Consider the following 16,181-nt stretch of genomic DNA (forward strand, 5'->3'; position numbering starts at 1 on the left):
CCGGCCGGCTGAGAGGGGGCGGCCCGCCCTGTACCGCGACGGCTCAGCGGTACAGGGCGTCCACCTCCACCGTGTAGGCCTCCTCGATGGCCCGCCGCTTGAGCTTCAGCGACGGGGTGAGCAGACCGTGCTCCTCGGTGAACTGATGGGCGAGGATCCGGAAGGTACGGATCTGCTCGGCTGTGGAGACCAGGGTGTTGGCGGCGACCACCGCGCGCCGCACCTCGGTCTCCAGGTCGGGGTCGCGTACGAGCTCCGACGGGGTCATCGACGGTTTGTTGCGCATCGCCAGCCAGTGGTCGACGCCCTCCTGGTCGAGGGTGACCAGGGCCGCGATGTAGGGGCGGTCGTCCCCGACGACGATGCACTGGGCCACCAGCGGGTGCGCGCGCACCCGCTCCTCCAGGGCCACCGGCGAGACGCTCTTGCCGCCGGAGGTCACCAGGATCTCCTTCTTGCGGCCGGTGATGGTCAGATAGCCGTCCTCGTCGAGCGCGCCGATGTCACCGGTGGCCAGCCAGCCGTCCTTGAGAACACGCTCGGTCGCCTTGGGCTCGTTGAGGTAGCCGGAGAAGACCTGGCCGCCGTGGAGCCACACCTCGCCGTCCTCCGCGATGTGCACGGTGGTGCCCGGTACCGGCTGGCCGACGGTGCCGAACCGGGTGCGCTCGGGCGGGTTGGCGGTGGCGGCGGCCGTGGACTCGGTCAGACCGTACCCCTCGTAGATCGTCACCCCGGCTCCGGCGAAGAACAGCCCGAGGCGGCGGCCCATGCTGGAACCGCCGGACATGGCGTGCCGCACCCTGCCGCCCATCGCGTCGCGGACCTTGCCGTACACGACCTTCTCGAAGAACTGGTGCTGCATCCGCAGCGCCGCCGAGGGCCCCGGGCCCAGCCCGAAGGCCTTCTCCTCCATCGCCTCCGCGTACTTCACCGCGATGTCGACGGCCTTGTCGAAGGCGGCTCTCTTCCCCTCCGCCTCGGCGCGCCGGCGGGCGGTGTTGAAGACCTTCTCGAAGATGTACGGGACCGCCAGGATGAAGGTGGGCCGCAGCGACCGGAGGTCGGGCAGGAGCGCGGAGGCGGACAGCGCGGGCTGGTGGCCCAGCTTCACCCGGCCCCGGACCGCGGCGACCTCCACCATCCGGCCGAAGACGTGCGCCAGCGGCAGGAAGAGCAGCGTCGAGGCCTCGTCGCCGGGGCGCGAGTGGAAGACCGGCTCCCAGCGGGCGACCATGGTGTCCGCCTCGAACATGAAGTTGGCGTGGGTGATCACACAGCCCTTGGGGCGGCCGGTGGTGCCGGAGGTGTAGATGACGGTCGCGGTCGACTCGGGGGTGACCGCGCGCCGGTGGCGGTGCACCACGTCGTCGTCGATCTGCTCGCCCGCCGCCAGGAGTTCGGCCAGCGCCCCCGCGTCCAGCTGCCACAGGCGTTTGAGGTGCGGCAGCCGGTCCACGACCGAGCCGATGGTCATGGCGTGGTCCTCGTGCTCGACCACGCACGCGGTGACCTCGGAGTCGTGCAGCATCCAGAAGACCTGCTCGGCGGAGGAGGTCGGGTAGATGGGCACCGGCTGGGCGCCGATGGACCAGAGCGCGAAGTCGAAGAGCGTCCACTCATAGCGGGTCCTCGACATCACGGCGACCCGGTCCCCGAACCGCACACCGTCCGCGATCAGCCCCTTGGCGAGCGCCAGCACCTCGTCGCGGAAGCGCGCCGAGCTCACGTCCTGCCACTGGCCCGCCGCGTCCTTGCGGGCCAGCGCGACCCGGTCCGGATCGTCCAGGGCATGGTCGAACACCACGTCCGCGAGCCCGCCGACGTGAGGCGCCGTCGCCATGGGTGGGACAGTGAACTCGCGCAATACCTTGCTCCTTGTGGCGCTCCGCACAGCGCCGGTGACGGTACCCCACCCGGGGTCCCGGGGGGAGGGGCGTCAAGGAATGCGGTCAAGTGCGGCAGTGATCGGCATCACTACAGGTCAGCACCGTGGAAACGGCCCCGTCCGGCCCGAGCGTCCCCCCATTCTGACCCTGGAGTCAGGAGCGGGCCGTCTTTTCTCCACGGAATCTGTACGACCTGGTCACGCCCGCTCTACCGGCACCGGGCCGTTGGTCCGTACCTGCGCGGGCGCCGCCGACGGCGTCCGTACCAGCGCGAAGACCGCGAGCCCGGCCACCACGGCAAGCACCCCGGCCGCCACCGCGGCGCCGTTCAGACCCGAGGCGAAGGCGGTGTGCAGCGCCTCGTCGGGGACCCGGCCGCGCAGCGACCCGGCTGCGCCGCCCGCCAGCGCCCGTGCCTCGGAGGTGCTGTCCAGCGAGTCGGCCATCCGGGAGGTGGCGAGGGTGCCGAACACCGCGATGCCGACCGCGTAGCCGAGCTGGCGCACGGCGTTCATCGCGCCGGTCGCCATACCGCTGCTGCGCTGCGGCACCGACGCGAGCGCGGCCGACGCGAGCGCCGGGCTGACCAGGCCGACGCCGACACCGGTCACCACCAGCCCCGCCACCAGCGCCGTCCAGTCCGAGCCCGCGTCCAGCAGCGCCTGCCCGAACAGTCCGGCGGCGATGAGCAGCAGCCCGAGGCAGAGCAGCAGCCGCTGCGAGACGCCGTGCAGGAACCGGCCGCCGAGCGCCGAGGTCGCGAACGAGGCCAGCGCCAGCGGCACCAGCGCCAGGCCGCCGGTCACCGGGCTCATGCCCAGGAGCGTCTGGAGCCAGATCGAGGTGTACGGGAGCACTCCGAAGGCGGCCGAGTTCAGCGCGAGCGCCGCCATCAGCACGCCGACGAAGGCAGGGCGCCGCAGCAGCGACAGATCCATCAGCGGATGCTCGGTGCGGCTCTCCACCACGACGAAGACCAACAGGGCGGCCACCGCCACGGCGAAGGAGAGCAGGGTGCGGGTGGCGCCCCAGCCGTCGGAGCCCGCGTTCACCGCCCCGTAGGTGAGGGTTCCGGCGAAGAGCGCGAACAGGGCCGTGCCCGCCCAGTCGGTGCGCCCGCCCGCCGGGCTCTTGGACTCCGGGACCACCCGCAGCGTCAGCCACACCGCGGCGGCGCTCACCGGAAGGTTGACGAAGAATATCCACCGCCAACCGAACCCCTCGGTGAGCAGCCCGCCCAGGATCGGGCCGAGCGCCGCGGCGGCGCCGTTGACCGCGCCCCACACCCCGAGCGCCACCGAGCGGTCACGGCCCTGGTAGGCGGCGCCGAGCAGGGGCAGGGTGGTCGCGAACATCGCGGCGGCGCCGACGCCCTGGAGCGCGCGCATCGCGATCAGCGTGCCCGCGTCGTCCGCGAGGCCGCAGGCGAGGGAGGCGCCCGCGAAGAGCACCGTGCCCGCCGCGTAGAACTTCCGGCGCCCGGCCCGGTCCGCGCCCGCACCGGCCCCGAGCAGCAGCGCGGCCAGCGCCAGCGCGTATACGTCGATCACCCACTGCAGGCTCGACAGCGAGGCGTCCAGCGAACTCGCCATGTCCGGCAGCGCCACCGTCACGATGGTCACGTCCAGCAGCAGCATGAACGTTCCCAGACACACGGCGACCAACGGCCCCCACTTGCGCATCACATTCCTCCGGATCAGTCGTTCGTCGTCCCGTACGATCGATCGAGGCCGGACCGAAGTTCCACCCAGTTCGCCGATCACGCAGGAATCCGACATCACGGGGGCACAGGCCGATGGATTCACCCGAGTTCGATGACCTCGACCAGCGTCTGGTGAGCGCGCTCGTCCTGGACGGCCGGGCCCCGTTCAGCCGGATCGCCGCCGTGCTCGGTGTCTCCGACCAGACCGTCGCCCGCCGCTACCGCAGGCTGTACGCGGAGGGCGAGCTGCGTGTCGTCGGGGCCCGCGACACCGAGCGGCTCGGCCACACCCGCTGGATGCTGCGGCTGCGCTGCACCCCGGACGCCTCCGTCTCCATCGCCACCGCGCTGGCGCGGCGCCCCGACACCGCCTGGATCGGGCTGACCTCGGGCGGCACCGAGGTGGTGTGCACGACCGAGACACGCCGGCCCGAGGACCACGAGGCATTGCTGCTCGGCAAGCTGCCGCGCACCCCGAGCATCGTCGAGATCGGCGCCCACCAGCTGCTCCACCGTTTCTACGGCGGCCCGCTCGGCTGGTTCACCAAGGACTCGGCGCTCACCGCCGAGGAGCGGGCCGCGCTGCTGCCCGCACCGGTGGAGCCCCCGGGCGGGCCGATCCGGCTCGACGAGTCGGACGAAACCCTGATCGCCGCGCTGGCCCGCAACGGCCGGGCGGGCTATCCCGAGCTCCAGAAGGCCACCGGGCGTTCGGAGTCCGCCGTCAAGCGGCGCCTGGACCAGCTGGTGCGCTGGGGGGCCGTGTTCTTCGACGTCGAGTTCGACACGGCCCGGTTCGGCTTCCACAGCCGGGCGCTGCTGTGGATCACGGTGGCGCCATCGGCCCTGGCCTCGGTGGGCGAGGCCCTGGCCGCCCACCCGGAGGTGGCCTTCGCCGGTGCCACCTCGGGTCCGGCCAACCTCGTCGCGGTGGTCATCTGCCGGGACGCGGCCGGGCTCTACACGTACCTCAGCGAGAAGCTCGGCATGCTGGAGGGCGTCCGGCACGTCGAGACCGCGCCTCTGCTGCGCCAGGTCAAACGGCTGACGTACGCGGGCTGAGGCCGCTCGCCGGGATCGCCGACGCGTGCGCGTCCGCCGCTTCCCGCGTCGAGGGACGACGCCGGCCCGTCCGTGCGGCAGCACGAAGTGCACCGGTCCCGGCCCGGACAGCCCCGACCGTGCCGACAGCGGTACGGGCGGGTGGGGCCAGTCCTCGGGCGTACACCATCACCCCGAGGCCCGCCCGGGCCGCGGCGACCACCCGCTGAAGGAGGCGGCACCGGCCGCCCCGGGCGCGGCGCCGCCCGCCGCCGTCACGCGGCGCCGGTGACGAGTACGACCTTGCCCAGGTTGCGCCGTGACTCGATGAGCCGATGCGCGTGGACGGCCGCGCGCAGCTTCCCGGTGCGGTGCAGCTCCCACAGCTCCTCGCGCCAGGCCGCGTACAGCTCGGGCCTGCCGCGCGCGATCATCGCCATCTGGAAGGCGATCACCGACTTCCCGCCGACGAGCAGGTCGTAGACCTCGACCGTGCCACCGCCCGAGCCGAAGGCGACCAGCCGGCCGCCGGGGGCGAGCGCCCGCACCGCCGGGGCGAGCACCTCGCCGCCCACACCGTCGAGGACGACGTCGACCGGCTCGCCCCAGGACGCGTCGCCGTAGAGCACCACCTCGTCGGCGCCCTTCTCCCGTACGAAGGCCGCCTTGTCGGCCGAGCTCACCGCCGCCACCACCCGGCTCGCCCCGCCCGCCCGGGCCAGCTGGAGGGCGAGCTGCCCCACCGCGCTCGCCGCCGCCGTCACCAGCACCGATTCCCCGGGCCCGGGGCGCGCCGCCTCGTGGGCGCCCCGCGCCACCAGACCGCTGCGGACGAGCGCGACCGCCTCGACGGGGGTGGCGTGGTCGGGGACGCGGGAGGTCATGGACTCGTGCAGGACGGCCAGTTCGGCGTACCCGTACGAGAAGCAGAGCCCCGTCACGCGCTCGCCCACGGCGAAGGCGGTGACGCCCTCGCCGACCGCGGCCACCGTGCCCGCGACCTCGCCGCCGAGCGGGAACGGCTCCTTTCCCTCGCGGACCTTGCGGACGACGGGCAGGGTGACGCCGATCGCGTCGGTACGGATCAGCAGCTCGCCGGGGCCGGGCGCGGGGGCCTCGACGTCCTCGACGAACAGGACCTCGGGGCCGCCGTTGACCTCGAAGCGAACACGGCGCATGGACTCTCCCGGTATGTGGGTGGTTCACCGACGGAATTCGTTGGTGGTCCCAACGGTAAACGATGAATCGTTGGGAAGTCCAATGGTTTGAGGGTAGGGTCGGTGACGTGACCGAACACGCCGACTCCCTCCCCGCCCTCCAGCGCATCCAGACGCTGCCCAGTTGGGTCCTGGGCCGGGTGGCCGCCCGGGGCCGGAGCATGGTGGCGCGGGCCATCGGGCGCGAGGGCGCCAAGATGTGGCACCACGCCGTGCTGGCCGCCGTCTCCGAGCACGGCCCGCTCGCCCAGGCCGACCTCGGGCGCCGGATCGCGCTCGACCCCAAGGACCTGGTCGGCGTCCTCAACGACCTTCAGGCCGACGGCTATGTCGTACGCGAACCGGACCCCCGCGACCGCCGCAAGAACGCGGTGACGGTCACTCCGGAGGGCGAGGCGATGCTGACGCGCTGCGCCGCGGCGGCCGAACGGGCCAACGACACCCTTCTCGCGCCGCTGAGCGCGGCCGAACGTGAGCAGCTGATGGAGCTGCTGCGACGGATCGGAGTGGAGGAGCCCGAGTAACCGGGCGGGACGGACGGGGCGCGGGGACGGGAGCTCCGCCCCGGCCGGGGCGGAGGTGCTCCTCACCGGCCGCACCCGCTGGTGCCGGCGCCGCGGTCGGCGGCCCTCCTCAGTCCTGCACGGGGGCGGGAACCTCCAGGGCGATCCGGTGCTCGCCCGCGTACACGTTCATGGAGGCGCCCCGCAGGAAGCCCACCAGGGTCAGGCCCGTCTCCGCGGCCAGGTCCACGGCGAGCGAGGAGGGCGCCGAGACGGCGGCGAGCAGCGGTATCCCGGCCATCACGGCCTTCTGGGCCAGCTCGAACGAGGCCCGCCCCGACACCAGCAGCACCGACCGGGACAGGGGCAGCCGACCCTCCTGGAGCGCCCGCCCCACCAGCTTGTCCACCGCGTTGTGCCGCCCCACGTCCTCCCGTACGTCGAGCAGTTCGCCGTCCGGCGAGAAGAGCGCGGCGGCGTGCAGACCGCCGGTCCGGTCGAAGACCCGCTGGGCCGCCCGCAGCCGGTCGGGGAGGCTCGCGAGCAGTCCGGGCGTCACCCGGACCGGGGGAGTGTCGGCGATCGGGAAGCGCGCCTGCGTCCGTACGGCGTCCAGGCTGGCCTTGCCGCACAGCCCGCACGAGGACGTGGTGTACACGTTGCGCTCCAGCGTGATGTCCGGGACTTCGACGCCGGGGGAGAGCCGCACGTCGACCACGTTGTACGTGTTGACGCCCTCGGCGGTCGCTCCGGCGCAGTAGACGATCGACTGCACGTCGTCGGCCGCCGCGATCACCCCCTCGCTGACCAGGAACCCGGCCGCGAGCGCGAAGTCGTCGCCGGGGGTGCGCATGGTGATGGCGAGCGGCCGGCCGTTCAGCCGGATCTCCAGTGGCTCCTCGGCCACCAGCGTGTCCGGCCGGGCGGAGACGGCCCCGTCCCGGATGCGGATGACGCGGCGGCGCTCGGTGACCCGTCCCATGACGCAATTCCTTCGTTTTCCGACCGGTTTTCGTGCCGGTTTTCTTGCCGGGGTTCGTGCCGGGTTTGGTGCCGGTCTCTGTGCCGGTTTCGTTAGTCGCCCTCCGTGACCGGCCGGCGCCGGGTACGTGCGGGAATCCGAAGGGGCCGGTGACGCAAAGTGTGCCGTGGGCCACCGGGTTGTGGTGCGGCGGGGCGGCCCCGGCCACCTCATTGTCCTGCACGGACGGGGCGGGCCGTCCCGCCGCTGACACAAGGCTCCAAAGGCACGCCGGGAAGCCTGTGGGATCTCTTGCCTCTGTACCGGTCGGTAGCCACGAAGACTGGTTGGCTCCTGATGTCCTACGAGGGGAAACCGTGGCATGACCGGCATGCGAGGCTCACGCGTCGTCGCGCTCGGGCACTACCAGCCCGCCAAGGTGCTCACCAACGACGAGCTCGCCGCCATGGTCGAGACCAGCGACGAGTGGATCAGGAGCCGGGTCGGCATCCGCACCCGCCATGTCGCCGGGCCGGACGAGCCCGTCGACGAACTGGCCGCGCACGCCGGCGCCAAGGCACTGGCCGCCGCCGGGCTGACCCCGGCCGACATCGACCTGGTCCTGGTCGCCACCTCCACGGCGGTCGACCGCTCCCCGAACACCGCGGCCCGGGTCGCCGCCCGCCTCGGCATGGGCGCGCCCGCCGTCCTCGACCTCAACGTCGTCTGCGCGGGCTTCACCCACGCCCTGGCCACCGCCGACCACGCCGTACGGGCCGGCTCGTCCACCCGGGCCCTGGTCATCGGCGCGGACAAGATGACCGCCATCACCGACTGGACCGACCGCACCACGTGCGTCCTGGTCGGCGACGGCGCGGGCGCGGCCGTGGTGGAGGCGTCGCAGGAGGAGCTGATCGGCTCGGTGCTGTGGGGCTCGGTCCCCGAGATGGGCCACGCCGTACGGATCGAGGGCACCCCGCCCGTCTTCGCCCAGGAGGGCCAGGCCGTCTACCGCTGGGCCACCACCCAGCTGCCGCCGATCGCCCGCCGGGTCTGCGAGCGCGCCGGGGTCACCCCCGAGGACCTGGCCGCGGTCGTCCTGCACCAGGCCAATCTGCGCATCATCGAGCCGGTGGCCCGCAAGATCGGCGCGGTGAACGCGGTGATCGCCCGCGATGTCGTCGACTCCGGCAACACCTCGGCCGCGAGCATCCCGATGGCCCTGTCGAAGCTGGTGGAACGCGGCGAGATCGGCACCGGCGACCCGGTCCTGCTCTTCGGTTTCGGCGGCAACCTGTCGTACGCGGGTCAGGTCATCCGCTGCCCGTGACGCGCCGGGGTCCGCCCAGGCGGCGGTCCCCCGCCCGGGCGCCGGGCTTCGGCCCAGACGGCGGCCCCCCGCCCCGGTGGCGGCCTCCCGCCTAGGTGGCGCGCCCGCGCAGGGCGGCGAGGGCGCGGTCGGCGTGGACGCTCATCCGGATCTCGCTCCTGACGATCTCCAGCACGCGCAGATCCGTGTCGATGACGAAGGTGACGCGCTTGGTCGGGGCGATGCTGAACCCGCGCCGGACGCCGAACGCCTCCCGTACGGCACCGTCGGCGTCCGAGAGGAGCGGATAGCCGAAGGAGTGCTTCCGCGCGAACTCCGCCTGCCGCTCCACCGCGTCGGCGCTGATCCCCACGGGCTGGGCCCCGAGAGCCCGCAACTCCCCGGCGATGTCGCGGAAGTGGCAGGCCTCGGCGGTGCAGCCGGGGGTGAAGGCGGCGGGATAGAAGAAGAGCACCACGGGACCCTCGGCCACGAGCCCGGAGAGGGTGCGCGGGGTGCCGGTCTCGTCGGGGAGCTTGAAGTCGTCGACGGTGTCGCCAATTCTCATGCGCGCAGTCAACCACTCGCGGAGGGGGGAGGCACGGGGCCGGGGAACGGGACGCGCGTCACGCTCGGCACCCGACCGACCACGCTGGGCCCCCCACCCCCACCGACCACGGCCCGGACCGCCCACCACCCCACCCCGGCGAAGGCCCCCCACTCGCCTGACCACGCAATATGCGGGTGAACACCACCTCGAACCCCTGGTAGAGTTATCTCTGTCGCCGCGGGGAACGAGCCCGCGCGAAAGACACCTTGTCCGGGTGGCGGAATGGCAGACGCGCTAGCTTGAGGTGCTAGTGCCCTTTATCGGGCGTGGGGGTTCAAGTCCCCCCTCGGACACCAGCGAAAACCCCAGTTGATCTGGGGTTTTCTGCGTTTGTGGTGCAGTGGTGCGTGACGCCTTGGCCGGACTCCAGCCACAGCGAAGAGCCGCGGATGCAGGTTGAAGAGCACGGTTTCCCGTCGAACACCCAGCAGTCGTTCCCGGGAAGAGCGATGTCGGATGCCTGACGGCGGGGAAGCCAGCGCACCTGTTCCCCGGCGTAGAGGTTCACCACGGTGCCGGCGTGCTCGTACCGGATGTACTCATGACCGGCTCCGACACCACACGGGCCCGCCGGACGACGACTCCCCGGGCCACGGTGCCGCGAATCAGGTCAACCCAAGGCGCCCAGCAGGCAGAGGCAGGGTCCACGTCGCGTTCGCCGGTGGTTGGGATGCTGCCCGCTCCCCCCAAGGGGCCTCATCGGCAGGAGGCGAGCGATCTTCCCTAGCCGGCTCACCTCATACCCCTGACCGCGGCCTGTCGAATACGGCAGTGCCCCGCTTCCAGTCCGTGAGGATCGTTCCGCGCTCACGTGTGTTCGTCATGCTGCATGCCTCCGGGCCGCTTCATCGGTTGTGAATACCTTGCGGCCGCAAGCGATCTCAGCCCAGGGAGAGGGCGTGCGAGTGCGCACCTCAGGTAGGACGCGGTGTCCTGGTCAGTTCTCGACCTCCAAACGAGCCGCCAGATCTCTGATGGGCGAACCACGGCGCCGTTCGCGCTCCCGCAGCTCGATGACGAGATGGCGGGAGGTGGAGTGGTACCGCATCCACTCGGGGGCCGTCCGTTCAGCAGCCAGCAGAGCCCTGGTGGCTTCGGGATCGCGGTTCATGTCCGCATAGGCCAGAGCGCGGTCCAGATGATGCCGGGCAAGCCAGGTGGGGGGGGCAGGCCGGCCGAGTCGGTGATGCGCCTGGCGTGACTCAGGGCCTTGTCCGGCTTCCCCATGTCCGCATACGCGTTCACCGCCGCCACTGCGGCATTCGTCGGGCCGAAGGGCGTCGCGTAGTCGAGTCGGTCGAGGCCGATGCGCGCGGCTGCCGCCGTGGCCAACGACAGCAACTCTGCGGCGGTGGCGGTGCGTTGCGCCCGGACCGCGGCACTTGCGCCACGAAGAAGAAGAATCCCCCACCGTGACAGGTCGATCGGCGCCGACCTGAATCCGGGCTCGATACGCTCCGCCATCCGGACCGCGACCTCTTCGGCCATCCGCCAACAGGATCGGCAGGAGCGCGGTGATCTTCGTGAGCTCACCTCGGCGACGGATCCGTTCGGTGCTGCGGATGCTCTCGCGAAGCTGGGCGATGGTCGGAGGCGGCGCGTCGTCGGGCTCCCCGCAAGCTGCTCCTGCGTCAGGCCACGACGCGTGCGAAGCTCGACCAGCCGGTCCCCAGGTGTTGTCGCCATGGCCCTGCCTGTCGGAGGAGGAAAGCGCCTCGCAACCACGGTACGCCCGCCCCCGCTTGCCCCGGTCGTCCCTCCAGCGCTCCGGCCACCGTCCCGCCGCCGGTGGATCCCCCCGGTCAATCCCCCTGCGGGCAAGTCTCCCTATAGCCCCATGCGATACACACGGTCCGTGGCCGGTGCCCCACCCCCGCGCCACGAACCAGTGTCACGACCGGCAAGGAGCAGCAGTGATGACCGTCGTCAGCGTCTTTCTGACCCGTCTCGATGTGAAGGACGCCGTGATCGGCCTGCTGGCGGCGCCCGCCGAGGGGCGGGAAGGGGCCGGCGGGGTCGCTGTGAAGGCCGAGTTCGACGGCAGGCCCGTCAGCGCCGCCCTCCAGCGTGTTCACCGCTATGTCGACGAGCAGCTCGCCGACGCCCGTACGTACGGGGTGTGCGAGCAGTCCGTACGGGACGAGTTGAGCGGGCTCCTCGCCGGCGGTGAGGGGGGAGCCGGCACGGAGGTGGCCGACCCGGATGCCGACCGGGACGTGGCCCATCAGATCATCGCCGCGCTCGCCCAGCGGTATCCCCTTCCGCCGGACGTACTGGCCGCCCTCCCCGTGGCCGAGTGAGGTTATCCGACCGGTCTGCTGGTTTTTGATGGGCGGAAAGCTCCCCTATCTGGCGATACGGGTCGTTCGGTCGCGCGGTTTTCGTGCCCGACCGCTAGTGAAGTAGACTCTCCGGTTGGTATTCTCGGTCCGCGTCGCGAGCCGCCGTCGTTACGTCACCCACCCCCCACCCCTCACTCCGATCCCGAACGCCTCTCAGGGGAGCGACACTTGAACGCCATCGTCATGCCCGCAGCCGACGCCGCCGCAGCCACCCCCGCTGCCGCATCCGCAGCCGAGCCCACCTGGGAGTTCGTCGCGCGCGACCGCCGCCGGGCCGGCTGACCGGCCATCGGCGCCCGGACCGCGTGGTCCGGCTCACTCAACTCGCGTCCGGGTAGGGGCTGTTGGCCCGGGTGTTCGGATGTCTACCCTGTTACAGGCCTTGAGGGATGGAACGCCTGAGGGGGAGACGCATGAGCACCGATATCAGGAGCGGCACGGAGGACACCGAGCGGCCCGCGGAGCCGGCGAAAGGCGAGCGGCTGGCCGACTGGGCGGACGGGCGGCTCGGTATCTACTCCATCGCCCGGACCCAGATGCGCAAGATCTTCCCGGACCACTGGTCCTTCATGTTCGGGGAGATCTGCCTCTACAGCTTTCTCGTCCTCATCCTCACCGGCATCTATCTGACCCTCTTCTTCGAGCCGAGCGGTGTCGAGGTCGTCTACCACGGCTCGTACACCCCGCTCAGCGGCGTCCGGATGACCAGGGCCTACGAGTCCACCATCGACCTCAGCTTCGACGTGCGCGGCGGTCTGCTGATACGTCAGGTCCACCACTGGTCCGCGCTGGTCTTCTGCGCCGGGCTGCTGGTGCACATGATGCGGGTGTTCTTCACCGGCGCCTACCGCAAGCCGCGCGAACTGAACTGGCTGTTCGGCTGGACCATCCTGTTCACGGCCCTCATCACCGGCCTCACCGGCTACTCGCTCCCGGACGATCTGCTCTCCGGTACCGGCATCCGCTTCGCCGACGGCGCGATCCTGTCGATCCCGGTGATCGGTACGTACATCTCCTTCTTCCTCTTCGGCGGCGAGTTCCCCGGGCACGACATCATCCCTCGGCTCTACTCGGCGCACGTGCTGCTGCTGCCGGGGCTCATCCTGGGGCTGGTCGTCACCCATCTGATCCTGGTCTTCTACCACAAGCACACCCAGTTCGCCGGACCCGGCCGCTCCGAGAAGAACGTGGTGGGCGCGCCCCTGATGCCCGTCTACACCGCCAAGGCCGGCGGGTTCTTCTTCCTGGTCTTCGGGCTGCTGACCATCATGGGCGCGGTCGCGACCATCAACCCCGTCTGGGCGATGGGCCCCTACCGGCCGGACCTCGTCTCCACCGGCGCCCAGCCCGACTGGTACCTGGGCTTCTCCGAGGGGCTCATCCGGGTGATGCCGGGATGGGAGATCAACGCCTGGGGCCATACGCTCGCCCTCGGCGTCCTCATCCCCTTCACGCTCTTCCCGCTGCTGCTCGCCGCGATCGGCGCGTACCCCTTCATCGAGGCCTGGGTCACCGGCGACAAACGCGAGCACCACATCGCGGACCGGCCGCGCAACCATCCCGTCCGCACCGGCCTCGGCACGGCCTGGCTCGCCATGTACTTCGTCTGCCTCATCGGCGGCGGCAACGACCTGTGGGCCACCCACTTCCATCTCTCCATCAACTCGATCACCTGGTTCGTCCGCGTCGCCTTCTTCGCCGGACCGGTCCTCACCTTCATCGTCACCAAGCGCATCTGCCAGGGACTCCAGCTCCGCGACCGGGAGATGGCGCTGCACGGCCGGGAGAGCGGCGTCATCAAGCGGCTGCCGCACGGCGAGTACGTGGAGGTGCACGAGCCGCTCGACCAGGGGCAGCTCTACAAGCTCACCCACCACGAGCAGCCCGCGCCCTACGAACTGGGCCCGGAGGTCGACGGGAACGGCGTCCGCCGCAAGGTCACCCGCTCCCAGCGGCTGCGCGCCAAGCTCGCCGGGGCCCTGTACGGACCGGGTTCGCACATCCCCAAGGCCACCGTCGAGGAGTACCGGCAGATCCAGAACTCCGGCCACGGCCACGGCCACGGCCATGCCCAGGCCCACGGTCGGCTCCCCGGTCGCGGTCGGCTCCCCGGCCACGAGGAGCAGGAGCACCAGGAGGAGCAGCAGGAACAGCAGCCGCGCTGAGTCACCTCGGCCGCCCCGGCCGCCCCGGCCTCCTCGGCCCCTCAACCCCGCAGCGCCCCGCACCAAGGACCCCGTCGCCCCGCGGCGGGGTCCTGTTCGTCTCGCGTACCGCCGCGGGACACCGATCCGCCACCGGGTCTTCCGTATTCCTCGCTGTTCTTGGAACACTCCACTCCGAATCGCTTCCGTCCCCACACCCTTGCAGAGGTCACCTCACTCATGGCTGAACTCAATCGGCGCCGGTTCATGCAGCTCGCCGGCGGCACCGCCGCCCTCACGATGCTGTCCGACAGCATCGCCCGCGCCGCCGCCATCCCGGCGCAGGGCAGCACCGGCAGCATCCAGGACGTGGAGCACATCGTCGTCCTGATGCAGGAGAACCGTTCCTTCGACCACTACTTCGGCTCGCTCAAGGGCGTCCGCGGCTTCGGCGACCCGCGGCCGGTCACGCTTCCCAGCGGCAAGTCGGTCTGGCACCAGGAGAGCGGCGGCAAGGAGGTACTGCCCTTCCGGCCCCAGGCCGACAACCTCGGGCTCCAGTTCATCCAGGACCTCAACCACGACTGGGCCGGCGGCCACAAGGCGTTCAACAACGGCAAGTACGACCAGTGGGTGCCCGCCAAGACGTCCACCACGATGGCGTACCTCACCCGTGAGGACATCCCGTTCCACTACGCGCTCGCCGACGCCTTCACCATCTGCGACGCGTACCACTGCTCGTTCATCGGCTCCACCGACCCGAACCGCTACTACATGTGGACCGGGTACACCGGCAACGACGGCACCGGCGGCGGCCCCGTGCTCGGCAACGACGAGAAGGGGTACGGCTGGACGACGTACCCCGAGCGTCTGGAGAAGGCCGGGGTGTCCTGGAAGATCTACCAGGACATCGGCGACGGCCTGGACGCCGCCGGCGGCTGGGGCTGGATCAACGACGCCTACCGCGGCAACTACGGCGACAACTCCCTGCTGTACTTCAACAGCTATCGCAACGCCAAGCCGGGCGACGCGCTGTACGAGAAGGCCCGCACCGGCACCAACGCCAAGGCCGGGCAGGGCCTCTTCGACATCCTCAAGGCCGACGTGCGGGGCGGGAAGCTGCCGCAGGTCTCCTGGATCGCCGCGCCGGAGGCGTTCACCGAGCACCCCAACTGGCCCGCCAACTACGGCGCCTGGTACATCTCCCAGGTGCTCGACGCGCTCACCTCCGACCCCGATGTGTGGGCGAAGACCGCGCTGTTCATCACGTACGACGAGAACGACGGCTTCTTCGACCACATCGTGCCGCCGTTCCCGCCCTCCTCGGCCAACCAGGGCCTCTCCACGGTCTCGACCGCTGCCGACTACTACACCGGTGGCCTCACCTACGCGGCGGGCGCCTACGGGCTCGGCCAGCGCGTCCCGATGCTCGTCGTCTCGCCCTGGTCCACCGGCGGCTACAGCTGCTCCGAGACCTTCGACCACACCTCGATCATCCGCTTCATGGAGCGCCGCTTCGGTGTCCAGGAGCCCAATATCTCGCCCTGGCGGCGGGCCATCTGCGGCGACCTGACCTCGGCGTTCGACTTCGCCAAGTCCGACACCGCGCCCGCCGCGCTGCCCTCCACCGCCGGCTATGTGCCGCCGGACCGCGACCGGCACCCGGACTACGTGCCGGTGCCGCCCACGACCGGCAGTGTGCCCAGGCAGGAGCGGGGCTCGCGCAGGACCCGGCCGCTGCGGTACGCGCCGTGCGTGGACGGCTCGGCCAACGCCGCCACGGGCAGGTTCACGCTGACCTTCGGCGGAGGCGCCTCGGCCGGCGCCCAGTTCCTGGTGACCTCCCCGAACCGCACCGACGGGCCGTGGACCTACACCACCGAGGCGGGCAAGACGCTCTCGGACACCTGGAACACCGCGTACTCCAAGGGCACCACCGACCTCACGGTCTTCGGGCCCAACGGGTTCCTGCGCACCTTCCGCAACCCCGGCAGGGCCGCGGGTCCCGAGGTGCGAGCCCGGCACAACGCCGTCACCGGCAACCTCGACCTGACGCTGACCAACGCGGGCACGACCAGTGCGCGCCTGACGGTCACCAACGGGTACGGCGGCGCCTCCCAGGCGCTGACCGTCCGGCCGGGCGCGACCGTCACGTACACGGTCGACCTGACGGCGAGCAGGCACTGGTACGACGTGTCGGTGGTGTCCAGCGCCAGTTCGGTGTTCCTGCGGCGGTTCGCCGGACATGTGGAGACCGGGGCGGCGGGCGTCAGCGACCCGGCGATCCTCACCGTCTGAGCGATCGGACGCGTACGGCCGGGCCGTCCCCGCGGGGGGCGGCCCGGTCCGCTCGCACGGAGCCGCCTTCGCCGAACGAGGGGTCGGATCGGGCCACATCGTGTGACTTCGCCGGTTCTGGGAAGGGATGGCACGCCATACTGGTCGGCCACGGACCACGGCGGA

Annotated in this window: 13 protein-coding genes, 1 tRNA gene and 1 pseudogene; 7 read left to right on the forward strand and 8 right to left on the reverse strand. The window is 71.3% G+C overall.

The annotated features are described in order from the left end of the window. Positions 1-43 precede the first annotated feature (43 nt). Positions 44-1,843 carry an AMP-dependent synthetase/ligase gene (locus tag ACZ5ID_RS08900; RefSeq protein WP_468894855.1) on the reverse strand — a complete coding sequence of 600 codons (1,800 nt, stop codon included), beginning with the start codon at positions 1,841-1,843 and terminating at the stop codon, positions 44-46. Positions 1,844-2,086: 243 nt separating this feature from the next. Next, positions 2,087-3,571, reverse strand: a complete 1,485-nt coding sequence (locus ACZ5ID_RS08905; RefSeq protein ID WP_468894857.1) for an MFS transporter — start codon at positions 3,569-3,571, stop codon at positions 2,087-2,089. 113 nt (positions 3,572-3,684) lie between these two features. On the opposite strand from ACZ5ID_RS08905, the gene ACZ5ID_RS08910 reads away from it, so the two are divergent. Then, positions 3,685-4,653: an Lrp/AsnC family transcriptional regulator gene (locus ACZ5ID_RS08910; protein ID WP_468894859.1), complete on the forward strand. Its 969-nt coding sequence runs from the start codon at positions 3,685-3,687 to the stop codon at positions 4,651-4,653. Between the two features lie 254 nt (positions 4,654-4,907). Here ACZ5ID_RS08910 and ACZ5ID_RS08915 read toward each other — a convergent pair whose 3' ends face one another. After that, on the reverse strand, positions 4,908-5,810 hold the full coding sequence (locus ACZ5ID_RS08915) for a quinone oxidoreductase family protein (protein ID WP_468894861.1): 903 nt from the start codon (positions 5,808-5,810) through the stop codon (positions 4,908-4,910). Between the two features lie 107 nt (positions 5,811-5,917). On the opposite strand from ACZ5ID_RS08915, the gene ACZ5ID_RS08920 reads away from it, so the two are divergent. Next, a complete protein-coding gene (locus ACZ5ID_RS08920) occupies positions 5,918-6,373 on the forward strand; it encodes a MarR family winged helix-turn-helix transcriptional regulator (protein ID WP_406553338.1) in 456 nt (151 codons plus the stop codon). Positions 6,374-6,482: 109 nt separating this feature from the next. On the opposite strand, the gene fdhD is transcribed toward ACZ5ID_RS08920, so the two are convergent. Next, positions 6,483-7,334: a formate dehydrogenase accessory sulfurtransferase FdhD gene (gene fdhD, locus ACZ5ID_RS08925; protein ID WP_468894863.1), complete on the reverse strand. Its 852-nt coding sequence runs from the start codon at positions 7,332-7,334 to the stop codon at positions 6,483-6,485. Between the two features lie 370 nt (positions 7,335-7,704). Between fdhD and ACZ5ID_RS08930 the strand changes: the two genes are divergently transcribed. Beyond that, positions 7,705-8,643, forward strand: coding sequence for a beta-ketoacyl-ACP synthase III (locus ACZ5ID_RS08930; RefSeq protein WP_468895091.1), 939 nt, complete (start codon positions 7,705-7,707; stop codon positions 8,641-8,643). 91 nt (positions 8,644-8,734) lie between these two features. On the opposite strand, the gene ACZ5ID_RS08935 is transcribed toward ACZ5ID_RS08930, so the two are convergent. Continuing rightward, positions 8,735-9,190 (reverse strand): peroxiredoxin, encoded by a 456-nt coding sequence (locus ACZ5ID_RS08935; protein ID WP_468894865.1) that lies wholly within the window; start codon positions 9,188-9,190, stop codon positions 8,735-8,737. A 250-nt stretch (positions 9,191-9,440) separates the two neighbouring features. On the opposite strand from ACZ5ID_RS08935, the gene ACZ5ID_RS08940 reads away from it, so the two are divergent. Next, positions 9,441-9,528, forward strand: a tRNA-Leu gene (locus ACZ5ID_RS08940). Positions 9,529-9,641: 113 nt separating this feature from the next. On the opposite strand, the pseudogene ACZ5ID_RS08945 reads toward ACZ5ID_RS08940, so the two are convergent. The 3 genes and pseudogenes from ACZ5ID_RS08945 to ACZ5ID_RS08955 form a co-directional block, all read right to left on the reverse strand. Next, positions 9,642-9,895 (reverse strand): annotated as a pseudogene (locus tag ACZ5ID_RS08945) (DUF6879 family protein); the annotation flags it as partial. 274 nt (positions 9,896-10,169) lie between these two features. Continuing rightward, the gene (locus ACZ5ID_RS08950; RefSeq protein WP_468894867.1) at positions 10,170-10,343 is read right to left on the reverse strand and encodes a hypothetical protein; all 174 of its coding nucleotides are present in this window, start codon (positions 10,341-10,343) and stop codon (positions 10,170-10,172) included. Further along, positions 10,340-10,720, reverse strand: a complete 381-nt coding sequence (locus ACZ5ID_RS08955) for a hypothetical protein (protein WP_468894869.1) — start codon at positions 10,718-10,720, stop codon at positions 10,340-10,342. Before ACZ5ID_RS08955 ends, ACZ5ID_RS08950 begins: the two co-directional genes overlap by 4 nt. Positions 10,721-11,148: 428 nt before the next feature. Here ACZ5ID_RS08955 and ACZ5ID_RS08960 point away from each other — a divergent pair, with 428 nt between their 5' ends. The 3 genes from ACZ5ID_RS08960 (at position 11,149) to ACZ5ID_RS08970 (ending at position 16,016) form a co-directional block, all read left to right on the forward strand. Further along, positions 11,149-11,532, forward strand: a complete 384-nt coding sequence (locus ACZ5ID_RS08960) for a hypothetical protein (RefSeq protein ID WP_468894871.1) — start codon at positions 11,149-11,151, stop codon at positions 11,530-11,532. A 455-nt stretch (positions 11,533-11,987) separates the two neighbouring features. Further along, positions 11,988-13,739: a cytochrome bc1 complex cytochrome b subunit gene (qcrB, locus tag ACZ5ID_RS08965; protein WP_468894873.1), complete on the forward strand. Its 1,752-nt coding sequence runs from the start codon at positions 11,988-11,990 to the stop codon at positions 13,737-13,739. Between the two features lie 219 nt (positions 13,740-13,958). Next, positions 13,959-16,016: a phosphocholine-specific phospholipase C gene (locus ACZ5ID_RS08970; protein WP_468894875.1), complete on the forward strand. Its 2,058-nt coding sequence runs from the start codon at positions 13,959-13,961 to the stop codon at positions 16,014-16,016. Positions 16,017-16,181: the final 165 nt, after the last annotated feature.

Source organism: Streptomyces sp. NPDC031670, assembly GCF_055580545.1.

What these genes read in the sequence shown, in the direction of transcription:
- ACZ5ID_RS08955 (WP_468894869.1), bottom strand. Translation starts at nt 10,720, where the DNA reads ATGGCCGAAGAGGTCGCGGTCCGGATGGCGGAGCGTATCGAGCCCGGA.
- ACZ5ID_RS08915 (WP_468894861.1), bottom strand. Translation starts at nt 5,810, where the DNA reads ATGCGCCGTGTTCGCTTCGAGGTCAACGGCGGCCCCGAGGTCCTGTTC.
- ACZ5ID_RS08905 (WP_468894857.1), bottom strand. Translation starts at nt 3,571, where the DNA reads ATGCGCAAGTGGGGGCCGTTGGTCGCCGTGTGTCTGGGAACGTTCATG.
- qcrB (WP_468894873.1), top strand. Translation starts at nt 11,988, where the DNA reads ATGAGCACCGATATCAGGAGCGGCACGGAGGACACCGAGCGGCCCGCG.
- ACZ5ID_RS08930 (WP_468895091.1), top strand. Translation starts at nt 7,705, where the DNA reads ATGCGAGGCTCACGCGTCGTCGCGCTCGGGCACTACCAGCCCGCCAAG.
- ACZ5ID_RS08935 (WP_468894865.1), bottom strand. Translation starts at nt 9,190, where the DNA reads ATGAGAATTGGCGACACCGTCGACGACTTCAAGCTCCCCGACGAGACC.
- ACZ5ID_RS08950 (WP_468894867.1), bottom strand. Translation starts at nt 10,343, where the DNA reads ATGAACCGCGATCCCGAAGCCACCAGGGCTCTGCTGGCTGCTGAACGG.
- fdhD (WP_468894863.1), bottom strand. Translation starts at nt 7,334, where the DNA reads ATGGGACGGGTCACCGAGCGCCGCCGCGTCATCCGCATCCGGGACGGG.
- ACZ5ID_RS08970 (WP_468894875.1), top strand. Translation starts at nt 13,959, where the DNA reads ATGGCTGAACTCAATCGGCGCCGGTTCATGCAGCTCGCCGGCGGCACC.
- ACZ5ID_RS08960 (WP_468894871.1), top strand. Translation starts at nt 11,149, where the DNA reads ATGACCGTCGTCAGCGTCTTTCTGACCCGTCTCGATGTGAAGGACGCC.
- ACZ5ID_RS08900 (WP_468894855.1), bottom strand. Translation starts at nt 1,843, where the DNA reads ATGGCGACGGCGCCTCACGTCGGCGGGCTCGCGGACGTGGTGTTCGAC.
- ACZ5ID_RS08910 (WP_468894859.1), top strand. Translation starts at nt 3,685, where the DNA reads ATGGATTCACCCGAGTTCGATGACCTCGACCAGCGTCTGGTGAGCGCG.